The following is a 17,340-nucleotide window of genomic DNA, read 5'->3' on the forward strand; positions in this document are numbered from 1 at the left end:
GCATGAAACTGCTGAGAGTCGGCCCCAAGGGCCATGAACGCCCCGCCCTGATCGACGCCCAGGGCGTGCTGCGCGACCTGTCGGGCGAGCTGTCCGACATCACCGCCCACACGCTGACGCCGGCCGGCCTGGCCCGGCTGCGCGAGCTGAACACCGCCACGCTGCCGGTGCTGGACAAGCCCGGCCGCATCGGCACGCCGTGGTCGGGCATGCGCAAGTTCATCTGCATCGGCCTGAACTACGCCGACCATGCGGCCGAGAGCAACCTGCCGGTGCCGGCGGAGCCGGTGATCTTCATGAAGGCCATCACCGCGCTGATGGGCCCCAACGACGCGGTGGATGCTGCCGCAAGGCTCGGTCAAGAGCGACTGGGAAGTGGAGCTGGGCGTGGTGATCGGCAGCACCGCGCGCTACGTGAGCGAGGCGGATGCGCTGAAGCACGTGGCCGGCTACTGCGTGGTCAACGACCTGTCGGAGCGGGAATACCAGATCGAGCGCGGCGGCACCTGGGACAAGGGCAAGGGCTGCGACACCTTCGGCCCGGTGGGCCCGTGGCTGGTGACGGCCGACGAGGTGCCCGACCCGCAGCAGCTGGGCCTGTGGCTGGAGGTCAACGGCCAGCGCGTGCAGAACGGCAGCACCCGCACGATGGTGTTCAACGTGGCCACGCTGGTGAGCTACGTCAGCCGCTTCATGACGCTGCAGCCCGGCGACCTCATCAGCACCGGCACGCCGCCCGGCGTGGGCATGGGCCGGAAGCCGCCCACCTACCTGAAGCCCGGCGACGAGATGCGCCTGGGCATCGAGGGCCTGGGCGAGCAGCACCAGAAGGTGCATGCATGGGACCCCGCCTTGATCGACAACTGAGCGACGGTTGAGCACGCCATGAGCCACATACGCATCCATGCCAACGACGATGTGGTCATCGCCCGCCGGCAGCTGATCTCGGGCACCGTGCTGGAAGGCGAGGGCGTGACGGTCAGCGGGCTGATCCCCGCCGGCCACAAGGTGGCGGTGCGTGCCATCGCGGCCGGCCAGCCGGTGCGGCGCTACAACCAGATCATCGGCACCGCCACCCGGCCCATCGCCGCCGGCCAGCATGTGCACAGCCACAACCTGGCCTTCAGCCACTTCGAGCGCGACTACGCCGTCGGCCAGGACGCCCAGCCCACGCAGTACGTGGCGCAGCCGGCCACCTTCCAGGGCATCGTGCGGTCCGATGGCCGCGTGGCCACGCGCAACTACATCGGCATCCTTACCTCGGTGAACTGCTCGGCCACGGTGGCGCGGGCGATTGCCGAGCGCTTCCGGCCCGACCCGCGGTTGCCGCCCGAGCACGACCTGCTGCGCGACTACCCGAACGTGGACGGCGTGGTGGCGCTGACGCACGGCGCCGGCTGCGCCACCGACAGCGCCGGCGAGCCGCTGCAGCTGCTGCGCCGCACGCTGGGCGGCTATGCCAGGCATCCCAACTTCGCGGCCATCATCGTGGTGGGCCTGGGCTGCGAAACCAACCAGATCGCCGGGCTGATGCAGCAGGAAGGGCTGGCGCCTTCGGCCATGCTGCACAGCTTCAACATCCAGGACAGCGGCGGCACCGCGGCCAGCGTGGAACGCGGCGTCGAGCTGATCCGCGCCCTGCTGCCAGACGCCAACCGCGTGCAGCGCGTGCCGGTGCCGGCCAGCCACCTGACGGTGGGGCTGCAGTGCGGCGGCTCCGACGGTTATTCGGGCATCAGCGCCAACCCGGCGCTGGGCGCGGCGGTGGACCGTCTGGTGCGCCACGGTGGCGCGGCCATCCTGTCGGAAACGCCGGAGATCTATGGCGGCGAACACCTGCTCACGCGGCGTGCCGCCTCGCCTGCGGTGGCGCAGAAGCTGATCGAGCGCCTGCGCTGGTGGGAGCGCTACTGCGAGCGCAACGACGCCGAGATGGACAACAACCCCTCGGCCGGCAACAAGGCGGGTGGCCTCACCACCATCCTGGAGAAGTCGCTCGGCGCCATCGCCAAGAGCGGCACCACGCGGCTGGAGGCGGTGCTGGAATACGCCGAGCCCGTGCGCCGCCGCGGCCTGCTGTACATGGACACGCCGGGCTACGACCCGGTGTCGGCCACCGGCCAGGTGGCGGGCGGCGCCAACCTCATCTGCTTCACCACCGGCCGCGGCTCGGCCTATGGCTGCGCGCCATCGCCTTCGCTCAAGCTGTCCACCAACACCGCGCTGTGGCTGCGCCAGCAGGACGACATCGACATCGACTGCGGCGCCATCGTCGAAGGCGAAGCCACGGTGGACGAGCTGGGCGAGCGCATCTTCCAGCTGATGCTGGCCACCGCCTCGGGCACCCGCACCAAGAGCGAACGCCATGGCTACGGCCAGCAGGAGTTCGTGCCCTGGCAGCTGGGCGCCGTGATGTAACCCCGCCATGAAGATCACCAACGCACGCGTCATCGTCTGCTCGCCCGGGCGCAACTTCGTCACCCTGAAGATCGAGACCGACGAGGGCCTGACCGGCATCGGCGACGCCACGCTCAACGGCCGCGAGCTGTCGGTGGCCAGCTACCTCACCGACCATGTCATTCCCTGCCTGATCGGCCGCGACGCGCACCAGATCGAGGACATCTGGCAGTTCCTCTACAAGGGCGCCTACTGGCGCCGCGGGCCGGTGACGATGAGTGCCATCGCCGCGGTGGACATCGCGCTGTGGGACATCAAGGCCAAGGCCGCCGGCCTGCCGCTGTACCAGCTGCTGGGCGGTGCCAGCCGCACCGGCGTGATGGTGTACGGCCATGCCAACGGCCGCGACATCGCCGAGACCACCGACGAGGTGCTGCGCTACGCCGAGCTGGGCTACAAGGCCATCCGCGCGCAGAGCGGCGTGCCGGGGCTGGACAAGGTGTACGGCGTGGGCCGCGGCCGGCTGTTCTACGAGCCCGCCGACGCCGACCTGCCCAGCGAGCACGACTGGAGCACCGAGAAGTACCTGGACCACACGCCCAAGCTGTTCGACGCGGTGCGCAGCGCCATCGGCTGGGACCACCACCTGCTGCACGACGTGCATCACCGGCTCACGCCGATCGAGGCGGCGCGGCTGGGCAAGTCGCTGGAGCCTTACCGCCTGTTCTGGATGGAAGACGCCACGCCCGCCGAGAACCAGGAGGCCTTCCGGCTCATCCGCCAGCACACCGTCACGCCGCTGGCGGTGGGCGAGATCTTCAACACGATCTGGGACTGCAAGGACCTGATCAGCCAGCAACTGATCGACTACATCCGCGCGACCGTGGTGCATGCCGGCGGCATCACGCACCTGCGGCGCATCGCCGACTTCGCCGCGATGTACCAGGTGCGCACCGGCTGCCATGGCGCCACCGACCTGTCGCCGGTGTGCATGGGCGCGGCGCTGCACTTCGACCTCTGGGTGCCCAACTTCGGCGTGCAGGAATACATGCGCCACACCGACGAGACGGACGCGGTGTTCCCGCATGCCTACAGCTTCGACCGCGGCTTCATGCACCCGGGCGAAGCACCGGGCCACGGCGTGGACATCGACGAGGCGATGGCCGCCCGCTACCCCTACCAGCGCGCCTACCTGCCGGTGAACCGCCAGCAGCACGACGGCACGCTGTGGAGCTGGTGAGCGGCATGCCGCGGCTGCAGGCTGACGGGCTGGCCAGGCTGCCGGCCGCCGTGCAGCGGCCGGCGTTCGACCGTGCCGCGCTGTCGGTCGGCATCGTGCACCTGGGCCTGGGAGCCTTTCACCGCGCTCACCAGGCGGTGGTGAACGATGCGGCGATCGAAGCCACCGGCGACGGGGGTTGGGGCCTTTGCGGTGTCTCGCTGCGGCAGCCCGACACCCGCGATGCGCTGGCGCCGCAGCAGGGCCTGTACACGCTGGCGCTGCGCGATGCGGATGAACAGGGCCGGCCGCGGCAGCGGCTGCAGGTGGTGGGCAGCCTGATCGAGCTGCTGGTGGCGCCCGAGGATCCGCAGGCGGTGCTGGAGCGCATCGCCGCGCCGCGCACGCGGATCGTGAGCCTGACGGTGACCGAGAAGGGCTACCACCACGACCCCGCCAGCGGCGCGCTACGGATCGACGACGCCGACGTGCAGCACGACCTGGTGCGCCCCGCATCGCCGCGCACTGCGCTGGGCTTCATCGTGCATGGGCTGGCGTTGCGGCGCGCACGGGGGTGGCCGCCGCTCACGCTGCTGAGCTGCGACAACCTGCCCGCCAACGGCCACCTGCTGCAAGGCCTGGTGCTGGCGATGGCGCGGCAGGTGGACGCGGCACTGGCCGACTGGATCGGCACGGCCTGCAGCTTTCCGGCCTGCATGGTCGACCGCATCGTGCCGCGCACCACCGAGGCCGATCGCGCGCAGGTGAGTGCGGCGCTGGGGGCGGAAGACGCCTGGCCGGTCATCGGCGAGCCCTTCCTCGACTGGGTGATCGAAGACCGCTTCGCCGCCGGCCGCCCGGCCTGGGAGCAGGGCGGTGCCCGCTTCGTGGCAGACGTCGCGCCCTTCGAGCTGGCCAAGCTGCGGCTGCTCAACGGCACCCATTCCACGCTGGCCTACCTGGGCGCCATGGCCGGCCTGCGCACCGTGGACCAAGCGGTGCGCGAGCCGCTGTTCCGGCAACTGATCGAGACCCTGATGGCCACGGAGATCATTCCCACCCTGCCCGCCACGCCGGGCTTCGACCTGGCGGCCTACAGCGCGCGCATCGTCGGCCGCTATGCCAACCCGGCGCTGCAGCACCGGCTGCGGCAGATCGCGATGGACGGCAGCCAGAAGCTGCCGCAGCGGCTGCTGGGCACGGTGCGCCACCGGCTGCAGCAGGGCGCGGGCATCGAGCTGCTGGCCCTTGCCGTGGCCGGCTGGCTGCACCACCTGAGCGGCGTGGACGAGGCCGGCGAGGCGCATGCCGTCGACGATCCGCTGGCCGGCACGCTGGCCGCACTGCGCGCGCAAGGCGGTGCCGCCGCGGTACTGGCCCATGCGCCGGTGTTCGGCGACCTGGCCGGGCAAGCGGCCTTCAGCCGCCCGGTGCTGCGCTGGCTGCAGTCGCTGCAGCAGGCCGGCGTGCGCGCCACGCTGCAGCAGGCGCTGGGCGGGCGGAAGGGAGCCACCGCATGACGAGAGACACCACCATCGTTCACCTGCCCCACACCGCGTTGCGCGACTGGGGCCGGCGCTGCCTGCAGGCCGCCGGCGTGCCGGCCGACGACGCCCGCACCGTGGCCGACAGCCTGGTGCAGACCAGCCTCTGGGGCATCGATTCCCATGGCATCGCGCGGCTGCCGCACTACCTCAACCGGCTGCACCACGGATCGATCCGCGCACGGCCCGCGATGCGCGACACCCTCACCGGCCCGGGCACCGCCCAGGTGGCCGGCGATCGCGGCCTGGGCATCGTGGTGGCCCACCATGCCAACCGGCTGGCGATGCGGCTGGCACGCGAAAGCGGCATCGGCGCGGTGGGCGTGGCCGATTCGTCGCACTGCGGCGCCATCGGCCTGTACACGCGGGAGGCGGCGCAGGCCGGCCTGGTCGGCATCGCCTTCACCCACGCCGACCGCATCGCCGCGCCGCAGGGCGGCCACCAGCCGTTCTTCGGCACCAACCCGATCTCGGTGGCCTTCCCACGGGCCGGCGGCGAGCCGGTGTGCCTGGACATGGCCACCACCTCCATCCCTGGAACCGGGTGATGAATGCGCGCCGCGAGGGCCACCCGGTGGCACCCGACGTGGCGGTGGACGAACAGGGCCGGCCCAGCACCGACCCGCATCAGATCCGCGCGCTACGGCCGCTGGGCGGCACCGACTACGGCCACAAGGGCTACGGCCTGGCGCTGGTGATCGAGCTGCTGTGCGGCCCGCTCAACGGCAATCCGTACGGCCCGTTCATCACGCCGATGTACGAGCAGCTCGACCAGCCGCGCGAACTGGGCGCCTTCTTCCTCGCCATCGACCCGATGCGCTTCGCCGGCGGCCCGATGCTGGCCGCCACCGTCGCCCACATGGCCCAGACCCTGGCCGCCGAGCCCGGCTCGCCCCGCATGCCCGGCGACCCGGAGCTGGAGAAGCAGGCGGTGCGGCTGCAGCAGGGCATCCCGGTGGAGCCGGGGCTGCAGGCGGAGTTCAGGGCATGGAGCGAGCGGCTGGGGGTGGCGGCGCCTGTCTAGACAGGCGCCGTAGCCGCGCCGACGTTGGCGAAACGGTCAGCGCTTGCTGTTCGCAGGGGTCGTTGCGCGTCGCCTCGCCACCCACCCCACCACCGCCAGTCCCCCGAACATCAGCGCATAGGTCTCCGGCTCCGGCACCGCGGCGGCGGCCAGGGCGGCCACACCGGTGTCGGGGAAGTCGGTGAACACGCCGTCCACGCCCAGGCGCAGGTAGTACTCCATCTCGGCCTGCGGGTCGGCGAAGCCGTAGCCGCCGGAGTCGTTGCGGAAGGTGTACGCATGCACCTGCAGGCCGGCCTCGTGGGCGGCTTCGATGATGCCGGTGCTGCCGTCCACGCGGCGGTCCTTCACCGTCAGCTTGCCGTCGCCGTCGCGGTCCACGCCGTCGTCCACCGTCTTCACCAGGTAGGGCTTCCACGGGCCCACGCCGTCGGCATAGGTGGCCACGAAGGCCAGGCCCTGCGGCGTCAGCAGGTCGGCAAAGGTGCGCGGGTCGCCGGCCACGGTGAAATCGTAGGGGCGGTCGTAGGGCGGCGTCAGGTCCATGGAACCGTCGGCCCGCACATCGTTGGCGTCGACCAGCTGCACCAGCTTGATGTCGGTCTGGCCGTTCAGGTACTGCAAGTTGGCCGACTCGAAGGACTGGATGAACACCGGCGCGTTCTGCGTGTTGCCGTAGGCCGCGTGCAGCTTGCTGACCAGCGTGTCCTCGAAGTAGGTGGCCGAGCGGCCGGCCGCCAGCGACTGCTGCTTCATGTAGGTGCTGTGCTTCAGCTCCGGGTAGATGCCGATCGTGCGTCCGGTGGCCGCGCTCTGCGTCTTGGCCAGGTTGATCACCTCGTCCAGCGTCGGGATCTCGTACAGGCCGTTCAGACTCTGGTCGCGGCTGGCGGTCGGCTGGATGGCGCGCAGCGTCTTGATCTCGGCCAGCGTGAAGGTGTCGGCGAAGTAGGCGGTGGTGCTCACGCCGTCCACCATGCGGGTGCTGCGCCGGTCGGCGCCGAACTTGGCCGACACGTCGGTGGTGCCGTCCAGCACCGGCTCATGGCGGGCGATGAGGTGCCCGTCGCGCGTGAGCACCAGGTCGGGCTCGATGTAGTGCGCGCCCTGCTGGATGGCCTTGGCATAGCTGGCCAGCGTGTGCTCGGGCACGTAGCCCGAGGCGCCGCGGTGGCCGATGATGATCGGCGCCTGGCCGTTCAGCGTGTTCCAGGTCACCGCCCCGGCGGGGAGGCAGGCCGCCGCGCAGGCAGCGGCCAGGGTCAGCCGCGCAAGCGGCAGCGAAGTGGTACTCATGTCCTCGACTCCTCTTGGCATGCCGGCCTGTGCGCGGCCGGTCAGCCATCATGAGCCGAATGTTTGGCAGCGCGATGACAGGAGTTACCCCGCCCCCATCCACCAGGCGGCCAGGCTGAAGGTGCCGAACGCCAGCAGCGTGCTGCTCATGATGATGCGGGCCACGCGGCCGTCGTCGGCGCCGTAGCGCTCGGCCAGCATCGAGACGTTGCTGGCGCTGGGCAGCGCGGCGGCCAGGGTGAGCGCCGTGAGCTGGCCGCCGCTCAGCGGCAGGCCGGCGGCCTGCGCCGCGCGGCCCAGGCCGTAGACCAGCGCCGGATGCAGCAGCAGCTTGATCAGTGCCACCGGCAGGTACAGCGCCACCGGCGTGCGGGTGTGCGCATGCTGGCCGGCCCGCCACAGCACCGCGCCGATGGTGAACAGCGCCACCGGCGTGGCCGCGTCGGCCAGCATGCGGATGATGACGTCCACCGGCCGCGGGAACTCGAGGCCGATGCCGCCCACCGCCGCGCCGGCCGCGATCGACCACGGCAGCGGATTGGAAGCGGCGCCGCGCAGCGCCTTCAGCGCCGCCGCCCGCGAGCCCTGGCCGCTGGCCTCGTGCGCCTGCGCCAGCGCGATGCACAGCGACGAGGTCAGCACCATGTCGGTCAGCATGGTGCTGATCACCGGCCCGGCCGCCGCCTGGCCCAGCAGGGTGGCCAGCAGCGGCACGCCCATGAAGCCCGAATTGGGGAACGCCGCCACCAGCGCGCCGAACGCAGCATCCTTCAGGTGCACCCGTGCCGAGCGGGTGAACCACACGGTGCCGAACACGATGACCAGCGCCGCCAGCGCATACACGCCCAGCACCACCGGGTTCAGCAGCTCGCCCAGCGGCGTGGTGCGGCCGAAGCGGAACAGCATCGCCGGCAGCGCGAAGTACAGGACGAAGGCGTTGAGGCCGGGGATGGCGGTGTCCGGCAGCACGCGCTGGCGGGCCGCCAGCCAACCGGACAACACCAAGGCGAAGAAGGGGATCGTTACTGCAAAGATCTGCTGCATGGCACGGGCGGGGCGCCGGGCGGCCCGTGCGGGCTGGAGCCCGAGTGTGCCAGCGGTGCGGCAGGCGCCGGCCCGACGGGCTTTCGCGGCGCAAAACCCTCGCTTCGGCAAATGCGAATGGCGGCCGGCCGCCGGCCGCGCGATGCTGCGCCCATGACAGAGCACCATGACTACAGCGCCTGGGTCGGGCGCAGCGAGACCCGCCACGACCTGATCGCCGCCGCGCCCCTGGCCGGCCTGGCCGCCACGCTGGACCGCGACGACCCGCCGCCCACCGCCGGCACGCCGGTGCCGCCGCTGTGGCACTGGATCTACTTCAATCCGCAGGTGCCGGCGCGCGAGATCGGGCCCGACGGCCATCCGAAGCGCGGCGGCTTCCTGCCCCCGGTGGCGCTGCCGCGCCGCATGTGGGCCGGCGGCCGGCTCGAGTTCCTGCAGCCGCTGCGCGTGGGCGAGGAGGGCGTGCGCACTTCCACCATCCGCAGCGTGTCGACCAAGTCGGGCCGCAGCGGCGCGCTGGTCTTCGTCACCGTGCGGCATGAGCTGTCCGGCGCCAACGGCCTGGCGCTGACCGAGGAGCACGACATCGTCTACCGCGACCCGCCGCAGCCCGGCGCGCCGGAAGTGCCGCCGCAGCCCGCGCCGGCGGACGCGACTTTCGAGCGCGAGATCGTGCCCGACCCGGTGCTGCTGTTCCGCTACTCGGCGCTCACCTTCAACGGCCACCGCATCCACTACGACCAGCCCTATGTCACCGGCGTCGAGGGCTATCCGGGCCTGATCGTGCACGGCCCGTTGATTGCCACGCTGCTGCTGGACAACCTGCGCCGCCAGCATCCCGAGGCCACCGTGCGCCGCTTCGCCTTCAAGGCGGTGCGGCCGATCTTCGACATCCACCGCTTCCACGTCTGCGGCCGGCCCGACGAGGGTGGACGCTTCACGCTGTGGGCCCGCGACCACCAGGGCCACCTGGCGATGCAGGCCACCGCCGAGCTGGCCTGAGGAACCCTGTCATGCAAAACCACCACACCCCCGACGCCTACCAGGACATCCGCGATGCGGTGCGCGCGCTGTGCGCGGAGTTTCCGGACGAGTACCACCGCAAGGTCGACGAGCAGCGCGGCTACCCCGAGGCCTTCGTGGATGCGCTGACCAAGGCCGGCTGGATGGCCGCGCTGATCCCGCAGGAGTACGGCGGCTCGGGCCTGGGCCTGACCGAAGCCTCGGTGATCATGGAGGAGATCAACCGCTCGGGCGGCAACTCCGGCGCCTGCCACGGCCAGATGTACAACATGGGCACGCTGCTGCGCCATGGCAGCGCCGAGCAGAAGCAGCGCTACCTGCCGCGCATCGCCACCGGCGAGCTGCGCCTGCAGAGCATGGGCGTGACCGAGCCCACCACCGGCACCGACACCACCAAGATCAAGACCACCGCGGTACGCCGCGGCGACCGCTACGTGGTCAACGGCCAGAAGGTGTGGATCTCGCGCATCCAGCACTCCGACCTGATGATCCTGCTGGCCCGCACCACGCCGCTGGCCGAGGTGAAGAAGAAGAGCGAGGGCATGTCGATCTTCCTGGTCGACCTGAAGAGCGCCATCGGCCTGGCATGGTGGTGCGGCCGATCCCCAACATGGTCAACCACGAGACCAACGAGCTGTTCTTCGAGAACCTGGAGATCCCGGCCGAGAACCTGATCGGCGAGGAAGGCCAGGGCTTCAAGTACATCCTCGACGGGCTGAACGCCGAGCGCACGCTGATCGCGGCCGAATGCATCGGCGACGGCTACTGGTTCATCGACCGGGTGAGCGCCTACGTGAAGGACCGCGTGGTGTTCGGCCGCCCCATCGGCCAGAACCAGGGCGTGCAGTTCCCCATCGCGGAGAGCTACATCGAGGTGGAAGCCGCCAACCTGATGCGCTGGAAGGCCTGCGAGCTGTTCGATGCGCAGCAGCCCTGCGGCGCGCAGGCCAACATGGCCAAGTACCTGGCGGCCAAGGCCAGCTGGGAGGCGGCCAACGCCTGCATCCAGTTCCATGGCGGCTTCGGCTTCGCCAACGAATACGACGTGGAACGCAAGTTCCGGGAGACGCGCCTGTACCAGGTGGCACCCATCTCCACCAACCTGATCCTGAGCTACGTGGCCGAGCACCTGCTCGGGCTGCCGAGGTCGTTCTGATGGCTGCTGCCCGCCTTCCCCTCGCCGGCGTCACCGTGGTGGCGCTCGAACATGCCATCGCCGCGCCCTTCTGCACCCGCCAGCTGGCCGAGCTGGGGGCCCGCGTCATCAAGGTCGAGCGGCCCGGCGTGGGTGATTTCGCCCGCGGCTACGACGAACGGGTGCAGGGCCTGGCCTCGCACTTCGTGTGGACCAACCGCTCGAAGGAGAGCGTGACGCTGGATCTCAAGCACCCGGAGGCGGCGCAGGTGCTCGGCAAGCTGCTGGCCCAGGCCGACGTGCTGGTGCAGAACTTGGCGCCCGGCGCCGCGGCGCGGCTGGGCCTGTCGTTCGAGGCGCTGCATGCGCAGCATCCCAGGCTCATCGTGTGCGACATCTCGGGTTATGGCGACGATATGGAGCGCCCCGGCCCCTACCGCGACAAGAAGGCCTACGACCTGCTGATCCAGAGCGAGTCGGGCTTCGTGTCGATCACCGGCTCGCCGGACGAGCCGGCCAAGGCGGGCTGCTCCATCGCCGACATCGCCGCCGGCATGTATGCCTACTCCAACGTGCTGGCGGCGCTGATCGAGCGCGGCATCACCGGTGTGGGCAAGCGCATCGACGTGTCGATGCTGGAATGCATGGTCGAGTGGATGGGCTACCCGCTGTACTACGCCTTCGATGGCGCGCCGCCGCCGCCGCGCGCCGGCGCCGCGCACGCCACCATCTACCCCTATGGTCCGTTCCCGACCGGCGACGGCAAGAGCGTGATGCTGGGCCTGCAGAACGAGCGCGAATGGCAGGCCTTCTGCGCCAAGGTGCTGCAGCAGCCGGCGTTGGCCGACGACGAGCGCTTTGCCAGCAATGGCAAGCGCTCGGCCGCGCGCGATGCGCTGCGGGCCCTGATCGTCGAGGCCTTCGCGACCCTCACCGCCGAGCAGGTGGTGCAGCGGCTGGAGGACGCGCAGATCGCGAATGCCAACGTCAACACGATGTCCGACGTGTGGGTCCATCCGCAGCTGCAGGCCCGGCAGCGCTGGACCGAGGTGGCCACGCCGGCCGGCCCGGTGCCCACGCTGCTGCCGCCCGGCGTGCGCGATGCGCAGGACGCCGGCATCGGCCCGGTGCCCGCGCTGGGCGCCCACACCGAGGCGGTGCTGGCCGAGCTGGGCTTCGCCGCCGACGACATCCAACGCCTGCGCGCCGAGCGCGCGGTGTGAACCGGAGCTCCTGATGCACGACGACCATCCCACACAAGCCCTGGCCGCCTTCGCCGCCGGCCTGCGCTTCGACCGGATTCCCGCGCCGGTGCTGCGCCGGGCGGAGGACCTGATGCTCGACTGGCTGGGCTCCACCCTGGCCGGCAAGGGCGCACGCCCGGTGGAAAGCCTGGTGCGCTTCCACACGATGATGGGTCCGGCCGATGGCCCCAGCGAGGTGCTGGTGCACCGCAGCGGCAGCAGCCCGCTGGCCGCGGCGATGGCCAATGCCGCGGCCTCGCACTTCGCCGAGCAGGACGACGTGCACAACGGCTCCGTCTTCCATCCGGCCGCGGTGGTGTTTCCGCCGGCGCTGGCGGTGGCCCAGGCGCTGGGCCGCAGCGGTGCCGAGCTGCTGACCGCGGCCGTGGCCGGCTACGAGGTGGGCATCCGCATCGGCGAGTTCATGGGCCGCTCGCACTACCGCATCTTCCACACCACCGGCACGGTGGGCTCGATCGCCGCGGCGGCCACCGTGGGCCACCTGCTGCGGCTGGATGCCGCGCAGATGCTGCATGCCTTTGGTTCGGCCGGCACCCAGGCCGCGGGCCTGTGGGAGTTCCTGCGCGACGCGGCCGACAGCAAGCAGCTGCACACCGCGCATGCCGCCGGCACCGGGCTCACCGCGGCCTACCTGGCGGCCGACGGCTTCACCGGCGCGCGGCGCATCCTGGACGGCGCGCAGGGCATGGCCGCCGGCATGTCCACCGATGCCGATCCACGCAAGCTCACCGATGGCCTGGGCACCCGCTGGGCGCTGGCCGAGACCTCCTTCAAGTTCCACGCCTCGTGCCGCCACACCCACCCGGCGGCGGACGCGCTGCAGCGGCTGATGCGGGACCACCGGCTGACGGCGGGCGACGTCGCCAGCGTCACCGCGCAGGTGCACCAGGGCGCGATCGACGTGCTGGGCCCGGTGACCGACCCGCAGACGGTGCACCAGGGCAAGTTCTCGATGGGCACGGTGCTGGGCCTGATCGCGGTGCACGGCCAGGCCGGCCTCACCGAGTTCGACGCTTTCTACCGCGCGCCGGCGGTGGCCGCCTTCCGCGACAAGGTGCGCATGCAGCTCGACGACGAGGTGGACGGCGCCTATCCGGCGCGCTGGATCGGCAAGGTGGAGGTCACCACCGCCGACGGCCGGGTGCTGGCCGCGCGGGTGGACGAGCCCAAGGGCGACCCCGGCAACACCCTGAGCCGCGCGGAGCTGGAGGACAAGGCCGTGCGCCTGGCCACGTACCGCGGCGGCGCCACCGAGGCCGAGATGCGGGAGGCGATCGCCCGCATCTGGTCGCTGGCCGAGGCCCCGGTGGTGGGGCGGTTGCTGCCGTGAGCGCGGCCCGTTCCTACCTCTTCGTGCCGGCCGACCGGCCCGAGCGCATCGCCAAGGCGCTGGGCAGCGGTGCCGATGCGGTGATCGTGGACCTGGAAGACGCGGTGGCCCCCGATGCCAAAGACACCGCCCGCACGCAGTTGCAGGCGTGGCTCGCAGGTGCCGATGCGCGGCCCGTGGTCGTGCGCGTCAACGCGGCGGATACCGCATGGTTCGCGGCCGACCTGGCGCTGTGCACCCATGCGCTCGTGGCGGCGGTCATGCTGCCCAAGGCCGAGCGCATGGCCGACGTGCAGCGCGTGGCCGCCCTCGGCCGACCGGTGCTGCCGCTGGTGGAGACGGCCGCCGGCATCGACCAGCTGCGTGCGGTGGCCGCGGTGCCCGGCGTGCAGCGGCTGGTGTTCGGCAGCGTCGATTTCCAGCTCGACCTGGGCATCGACGGCGAAGGCGAGGAGCTGCTGTTCTTCCGCTCGCAGATCGTGCTGGCCTCGCGGCTGGCGCAGCTGCAGCCACCGGTGGACGGCGTGAGCGTCGCCATCGACGACGCCGCGCAGCTGCAGCACGACAGCGACCGCGCGCGCCGCCTGGGCTTCGGCGCCAAGCTGTGCATCCACCCGCGCCAGGTGGCCGCGGTGAACGCCGCCTTCACCCCCCACCGAGCAGGCCGTGCAATGGGCGCGCCGGGTGCTGCAGATGGCGGAAACCTCGGGGGGCGCGGCCGTGGCACTGGAAGGCAAGATGATCGACAAGCCCGTGATCCTGCGTGCGCGGGCCATCCTGGCGCGCGTCGGCGCCTGACAAAGACACCACCAACGGAGACAACCGCATGACCTCGATCCGACACCTCCTGGCTGGCGCCGCGGCGCTCGCCTTCGGCCTGGGCGCCTGGGCCCAGGGCTACCCGAACAAGCCGATCACGCTGGTGGTGCCCTTTGCGGCCGGCGGACCCACCGACGTGGTGGCCCGCTCGGTGGGCGCCGCGATGGCCAAGACGCTGGGCCAGTCGGTGGTGATCGAGAACAAGCTGGGCGCCGGCGGCACGCTGGCGGCGGGCTACGTGGCCAAGGCCGCGCCCGACGGCTACACCGTGCTCATCCACCACAACGGCATGGCCACCGCGCCTTCGCTGTACCGCAAGCTGAGCTTCAACGCGCAGACCGACTTCGAGTACGTCGGCCAGGTGGTCGACGTGCCGATGACGCTGCTGGGCCGCAAGGACCTGCCGGCCAACAACGCGCAGGAACTGGCCGCCTGGCTGAAGGCCAACGCCGCCAAGGTGAACCTGGCGCATGCCGGCCTGGGCGCGGTGTCGCACCTGTGCAGCATGGTGCTGCGGCAGGCGGTGGGCGTGGAGCTGCAGACCGTGCCCTATCAGGGCACCGCGCCGGCGATGACGGCGCTGCTCGGCGGCCAGGTGGACGTGCTGTGCGACCAGACCACGCAGACGGTGCAGCACATCAAGGCCGGCACCGTGAAGATGTACGGCACCACCACCGCGCAGCGCATCAAGGCGCTGCCGGATGCGCCCACGCTGGCCGAGGCCGGGCTGAAGGGCGTGGAGGTGGTGGTGTGGCATGGCGTGTATGCGCCCAAGGGCACGCCCAAGGAAGCGCTGGACAAGCTCAATGCCGCGCTGCGTGCCGCGCTGAAGGACCCCGGCGTCACCGCCCGCATGGCCGAGCTGGGCGCCGAGGTGGTGTCCGAGAGCAAGCAGACGCCCGAAGCCCTGCGCACCTGGCTGAAGGCCGAGACCGAGCGCTACGCGCCGATGATCAAGGCCGCTGGGGTGTACGCGGACTGAGGGGCGGCGCGGCGTCCGCCCGCGCATCCTCCTGTAGCAGCGTGACGAGGTCGCGCGCGAAGGGCGGCAGCGCCTCCAGGCTGCGCACGCACACCTGCATCTCGCGCAGCGCCCAGGCGTCGCGCAGCGGCACGCGGTGGATGGCCATCGTGGCCGCATGGCGGCGGGCGGCGGAATCGGGCAGCACGCCCACGCCGATGCCCGCTTCGATCATGCGGCAGGCGGCCTCGAAGTTGCCCACCTCGATGCGCACGCGCAGGTGGCGCTGCAGCCCTTCGCAGATCTGCCGCAGGAAGCTGTGCAGCGCACTGGCTTCCGTCAGTCCGACGTGCGGCAGCGCCAGCGTGTCGGCGAAGTCCACCTCGGCGGCATTGGCCATTGCATGGCCGGCAGGCACCACCAGCACCAGCCGGTCGCTGCGGTAGGGCAGCACCTGCAGCCGGTCGGTACGCACGTTGCCGGCCACGATGCCGATGTCGGTCTGGCCTTCCTGCACCGCGCGCACGATGTCGTGGCTGAGCCGTTCGCGCAGGTCGACGCTCACGTCCGGGTGGCGCTGCAGGTACCGGTGCAGCACCGGCGGCAGGTATTCGCCCAGCGCCGTCGTGTTGGCATACACGCGCAGGTGGCCCTTGATGCCTTCGGCATATTCCTGCAGGTCGTCGCGCAGGTGCTCGATCTGCGCCAGCACCACGCGGGCATGGTGCACCAGGGCCTCGCCGGGCGGCGTCAGCGACACGCCCTGTGGCGTGCGCAGCAGCAGCTTGGCGCCCGCGCCTTCCTCCAGGTGCTTGATGCGGGTGCTGGCCGCGGGCAACGAGAGGTGCACCGCCTCGGCCGCGCGCGTGAGGCTGCCGGTCTCGGCCACCCGCAGCATCAGCCGCAGGTCGGTCAGGTCGAAGTGCAGGGCCATGGCGCAGCCGGTGCTTCAGCGGCGGGGCAGCGCCAGCTGGTCGAGCCGGTCGAGGAAGCTGTCGGCATCCACCGCCTGCACCGGCTCGCCATGGTTGTAGCCGTAGGTCACCAGCACCACCGGGCAGCCGGCCGCGCGCGCGGCCTGCGCGTCGTTGGCGGAGTCGCCCAGCATCAGCGTGCGGGCCGGCGCCGTGCCCAGTGCCTGGCAGGTCTTGAGCAGCGGCAGGGGGTCGGGCTTCTTGCGCTCGAAGCTGTCGCCGCCGAACACGAAGGCGAAGTGCCCGGCCAGGCCCTTGGCCGCCAGCAGCGGCTGCGCGAAGGACAGCGGCTTGTTGGTCAGGCAGGCCAGCCGGAGGCCGGCGGCCCGCAGCAGTTCCAGCCCTTCGGCCACGCCGGGAAACACGTCGGCATGCTGGCCGTTGATGGCCAGGTAGTGCTGCTGGTAGCGCTGCCAGGCATGCTCGAACATGGCCTGCGAAGGCGGCTCGCCGGCCGCATGCTGCAGCGTGCTGCGCAGCAGGTGCTCGCTGCCCTTGCCGATGGTGCGCTCGACGAAGGCGCGCTCCGCATGCGGCAGGCCGAGGTCGTCGAGCATGTGGGTGAGGGCGACCATGAAGTCGCCCAGCGTGTCCACCATCGTGCCGTCGAGGTCGACGATGGCGGCTTGCAGGTGGGAGGTGTCGAGCGGCATAGGGTGCGCACCATAACCGCTGCGCGGCCATGCAGGACACATCCTACGGTGGTGGCCGCCCTTGGCTTGGGCAGGCGCTGGCACAAGGCCTGCACGCACCGGGCGCGGCGGCGCCTAGTCTCCTGGTATTCCTAGAACCGCATGGAGATGACGATGACCGCCCGTGCCCTGAACCTTTCGCCCGCGCCGGCTTCCCGCCAGCGCCTGGCCGCATTGGCGGCTGCCTGCCTGCTGGGCCTGGCCACGCAGATGGCGCCAGCCCAGGCCCAGACCGCCGCGGGCAGTGCCGCTTCACGCGCCGAAGCGGAACGCGCCGCGTGCCTCAACGGCACCTCCCATCAGGACCGTGCCACCTGCCTGAAGGAAGCCGGCGCGGCGCAGGACGAACGCCGGCGCGGCACGCTGGACGATGGCCAGGCCGACCGCTACCAGCAGAACGCGCTGCAGCGCTGCCAGGGCCTGCCCGCGGCCGAGCAGGCCGATTGCGTCAAGCGCGCCAACGGCCTGGGCCAGCAGAGCGGCAGCGTGAAGGGCGGCGGGCTCATCAAGGAAACCGTGACCCGCACCGTGGGCACGCCGCCGGTGGCGCAGGCCGCATCGGCCGCGTCGTCGCCAGCTTCCGATCCGCCGGCGCCGGCCGTGCGCTGACGGCCGAG

At 71.4% G+C, this 17,340-nt stretch carries 14 protein-coding genes and 3 pseudogenes; 13 read left to right on the plus strand and 4 right to left on the minus strand.

Annotated elements, in window-relative coordinates; translation table 11 throughout:
* Nucleotides 1–2 precede the first annotated feature (2 nt).
* From LRS14_RS14230 to LRS14_RS14255, 6 genes and pseudogenes are all read left to right on the plus strand, one after another.
* Nucleotides 3–867, plus strand: a pseudogene (locus tag LRS14_RS14230) (fumarylacetoacetate hydrolase family protein).
* Nucleotides 868–885: 18 nt separating this feature from the next.
* Nucleotides 886–2,418, plus strand: a complete 1,533-nt coding sequence (locus LRS14_RS14235) for a UxaA family hydrolase (protein ID WP_257799954.1) — start codon at nt 886–888, stop codon at nt 2,416–2,418.
* 7 nt (nt 2,419–2,425) lie between these two features.
* Nucleotides 2,426–3,637 carry a D-mannonate dehydratase ManD gene (gene manD / locus LRS14_RS14240; protein WP_257799955.1) on the plus strand — a complete coding sequence of 404 codons (1,212 nt, stop codon included), beginning with the start codon at nt 2,426–2,428 and terminating at the stop codon, nt 3,635–3,637.
* Between the two features lie 5 nt (nt 3,638–3,642).
* Nucleotides 3,643–5,136 (plus strand): mannitol dehydrogenase family protein, encoded by a 1,494-nt coding sequence (locus LRS14_RS14245; protein ID WP_257800484.1) that lies wholly within the window; start codon nt 3,643–3,645, stop codon nt 5,134–5,136.
* Nucleotides 5,133–5,708 carry an Ldh family oxidoreductase gene (locus LRS14_RS14250; protein WP_257799956.1) on the plus strand — a complete coding sequence of 192 codons (576 nt, stop codon included), beginning with the start codon at nt 5,133–5,135 and terminating at the stop codon, nt 5,706–5,708. Before LRS14_RS14245 ends, LRS14_RS14250 begins: the two co-directional genes overlap by 4 nt.
* Nucleotides 5,708–6,184: an Ldh family oxidoreductase gene (locus tag LRS14_RS14255; protein WP_257799957.1), complete on the plus strand. Its 477-nt coding sequence runs from the start codon at nt 5,708–5,710 to the stop codon at nt 6,182–6,184. The genes LRS14_RS14250 and LRS14_RS14255 overlap by 1 nt, the downstream gene beginning before the upstream one ends.
* Nucleotides 6,185–6,220: 36 nt before the next feature.
* Here the strand turns inward: LRS14_RS14255 and LRS14_RS14260 are convergent, their stop codons facing one another.
* Together LRS14_RS14260 and LRS14_RS14265 are read right to left on the minus strand one after the other, a co-directional pair.
* Nucleotides 6,221–7,480 (minus strand): glycerophosphodiester phosphodiesterase, encoded by a 1,260-nt coding sequence (locus tag LRS14_RS14260; protein ID WP_257799958.1) that lies wholly within the window; start codon nt 7,478–7,480, stop codon nt 6,221–6,223.
* A gap of 84 nt (nt 7,481–7,564) precedes the next feature.
* Nucleotides 7,565–8,524, minus strand: a complete 960-nt coding sequence (locus tag LRS14_RS14265) for an AEC family transporter (RefSeq protein WP_046113351.1) — start codon at nt 8,522–8,524, stop codon at nt 7,565–7,567.
* A 153-nt stretch (nt 8,525–8,677) separates the two neighbouring features.
* On the opposite strand from LRS14_RS14265, the gene LRS14_RS14270 reads away from it, so the two are divergent.
* The 6 genes and pseudogenes from LRS14_RS14270 (at nt 8,678) to LRS14_RS14295 (ending at nt 15,078) form a co-directional block, all read left to right on the plus strand.
* Nucleotides 8,678–9,526, plus strand: a complete 849-nt coding sequence (locus LRS14_RS14270; protein ID WP_257799959.1) for a MaoC family dehydratase N-terminal domain-containing protein — start codon at nt 8,678–8,680, stop codon at nt 9,524–9,526.
* Between the two features lie 11 nt (nt 9,527–9,537).
* Nucleotides 9,538–10,703 (plus strand): annotated as a pseudogene (locus tag LRS14_RS14275) (acyl-CoA dehydrogenase family protein).
* Nucleotides 10,703–11,905 carry a CaiB/BaiF CoA-transferase family protein gene (locus LRS14_RS14280; RefSeq protein WP_257799960.1) on the plus strand — a complete coding sequence of 401 codons (1,203 nt, stop codon included), beginning with the start codon at nt 10,703–10,705 and terminating at the stop codon, nt 11,903–11,905. Before LRS14_RS14275 ends, LRS14_RS14280 begins: the two are co-directional and overlap by 1 nt.
* 13 nt (nt 11,906–11,918) lie before the next feature.
* Nucleotides 11,919–13,277, plus strand: coding sequence for an MmgE/PrpD family protein (locus LRS14_RS14285; RefSeq protein WP_046113354.1), 1,359 nt, complete (start codon nt 11,919–11,921; stop codon nt 13,275–13,277).
* Nucleotides 13,274–14,075 (plus strand): annotated as a pseudogene (locus LRS14_RS14290) (HpcH/HpaI aldolase/citrate lyase family protein). Before LRS14_RS14285 ends, LRS14_RS14290 begins: the two are co-directional and overlap by 4 nt.
* Nucleotides 14,076–14,103: 28 nt before the next feature.
* Nucleotides 14,104–15,078, plus strand: coding sequence for a tripartite tricarboxylate transporter substrate-binding protein (locus LRS14_RS14295; RefSeq protein ID WP_257799961.1), 975 nt, complete (start codon nt 14,104–14,106; stop codon nt 15,076–15,078).
* On the opposite strand, the gene LRS14_RS14300 is transcribed toward LRS14_RS14295, so the two are convergent.
* A complete protein-coding gene (locus tag LRS14_RS14300; protein WP_257799962.1) occupies nt 15,050–15,991 on the minus strand; it encodes a LysR family transcriptional regulator in 942 nt (313 codons plus the stop codon). The two genes, LRS14_RS14295 and LRS14_RS14300, sit on opposite strands and share 29 nt — an antisense overlap.
* 15 nt (nt 15,992–16,006) lie before the next feature.
* A complete protein-coding gene (gph, locus tag LRS14_RS14305; RefSeq protein ID WP_257799963.1) occupies nt 16,007–16,684 on the minus strand; it encodes a phosphoglycolate phosphatase in 678 nt (225 codons plus the stop codon).
* 153 nt (nt 16,685–16,837) lie between these two features.
* On the opposite strand from gph, the gene LRS14_RS14310 reads away from it, so the two are divergent.
* Entirely contained in the window at nt 16,838–17,332 is a 495-nt protein-coding gene (locus tag LRS14_RS14310; RefSeq protein ID WP_257799964.1) for a hypothetical protein, read from the plus strand.
* The last annotated feature ends 8 nt before the right edge of the window (nt 17,333–17,340 follow it).

The organism is Aquincola sp. J276 (assembly GCF_024700035.1).
Classification (GTDB): Bacteria; Pseudomonadota; Gammaproteobacteria; order Burkholderiales; family Burkholderiaceae_C; genus Aquincola; species Aquincola tertiaricarbonis.

Bases quoted from the DNA above. Each gene is read 5' to 3' on its own strand.
- LRS14_RS14300 (WP_257799962.1), bottom strand. From the start codon at position 15,991: ATGGCCCTGCACTTCGACCTGACCGACCTGCGGCTGATGCTGCGGGTG.
- LRS14_RS14260 (WP_257799958.1), bottom strand. From the start codon at position 7,480: ATGAGTACCACTTCGCTGCCGCTTGCGCGGCTGACCCTGGCCGCTGCC.
- LRS14_RS14235 (WP_257799954.1), top strand. From the start codon at position 886: ATGAGCCACATACGCATCCATGCCAACGACGATGTGGTCATCGCCCGC.
- LRS14_RS14310 (WP_257799964.1), top strand. From the start codon at position 16,838: ATGACCGCCCGTGCCCTGAACCTTTCGCCCGCGCCGGCTTCCCGCCAG.
- manD (WP_257799955.1), top strand. From the start codon at position 2,426: ATGAAGATCACCAACGCACGCGTCATCGTCTGCTCGCCCGGGCGCAAC.
- gph (WP_257799963.1), bottom strand. From the start codon at position 16,684: ATGCCGCTCGACACCTCCCACCTGCAAGCCGCCATCGTCGACCTCGAC.
- LRS14_RS14285 (WP_046113354.1), top strand. From the start codon at position 11,919: ATGCACGACGACCATCCCACACAAGCCCTGGCCGCCTTCGCCGCCGGC.
- LRS14_RS14270 (WP_257799959.1), top strand. From the start codon at position 8,678: ATGACAGAGCACCATGACTACAGCGCCTGGGTCGGGCGCAGCGAGACC.
- LRS14_RS14265 (WP_046113351.1), bottom strand. From the start codon at position 8,524: ATGCAGCAGATCTTTGCAGTAACGATCCCCTTCTTCGCCTTGGTGTTG.
- LRS14_RS14295 (WP_257799961.1), top strand. From the start codon at position 14,104: ATGACCTCGATCCGACACCTCCTGGCTGGCGCCGCGGCGCTCGCCTTC.
- LRS14_RS14255 (WP_257799957.1), top strand. From the start codon at position 5,708: ATGAATGCGCGCCGCGAGGGCCACCCGGTGGCACCCGACGTGGCGGTG.
- LRS14_RS14280 (WP_257799960.1), top strand. From the start codon at position 10,703: ATGGCTGCTGCCCGCCTTCCCCTCGCCGGCGTCACCGTGGTGGCGCTC.
- LRS14_RS14245 (WP_257800484.1), top strand. From the start codon at position 3,643: ATGCCGCGGCTGCAGGCTGACGGGCTGGCCAGGCTGCCGGCCGCCGTG.
- LRS14_RS14250 (WP_257799956.1), top strand. From the start codon at position 5,133: ATGACGAGAGACACCACCATCGTTCACCTGCCCCACACCGCGTTGCGC.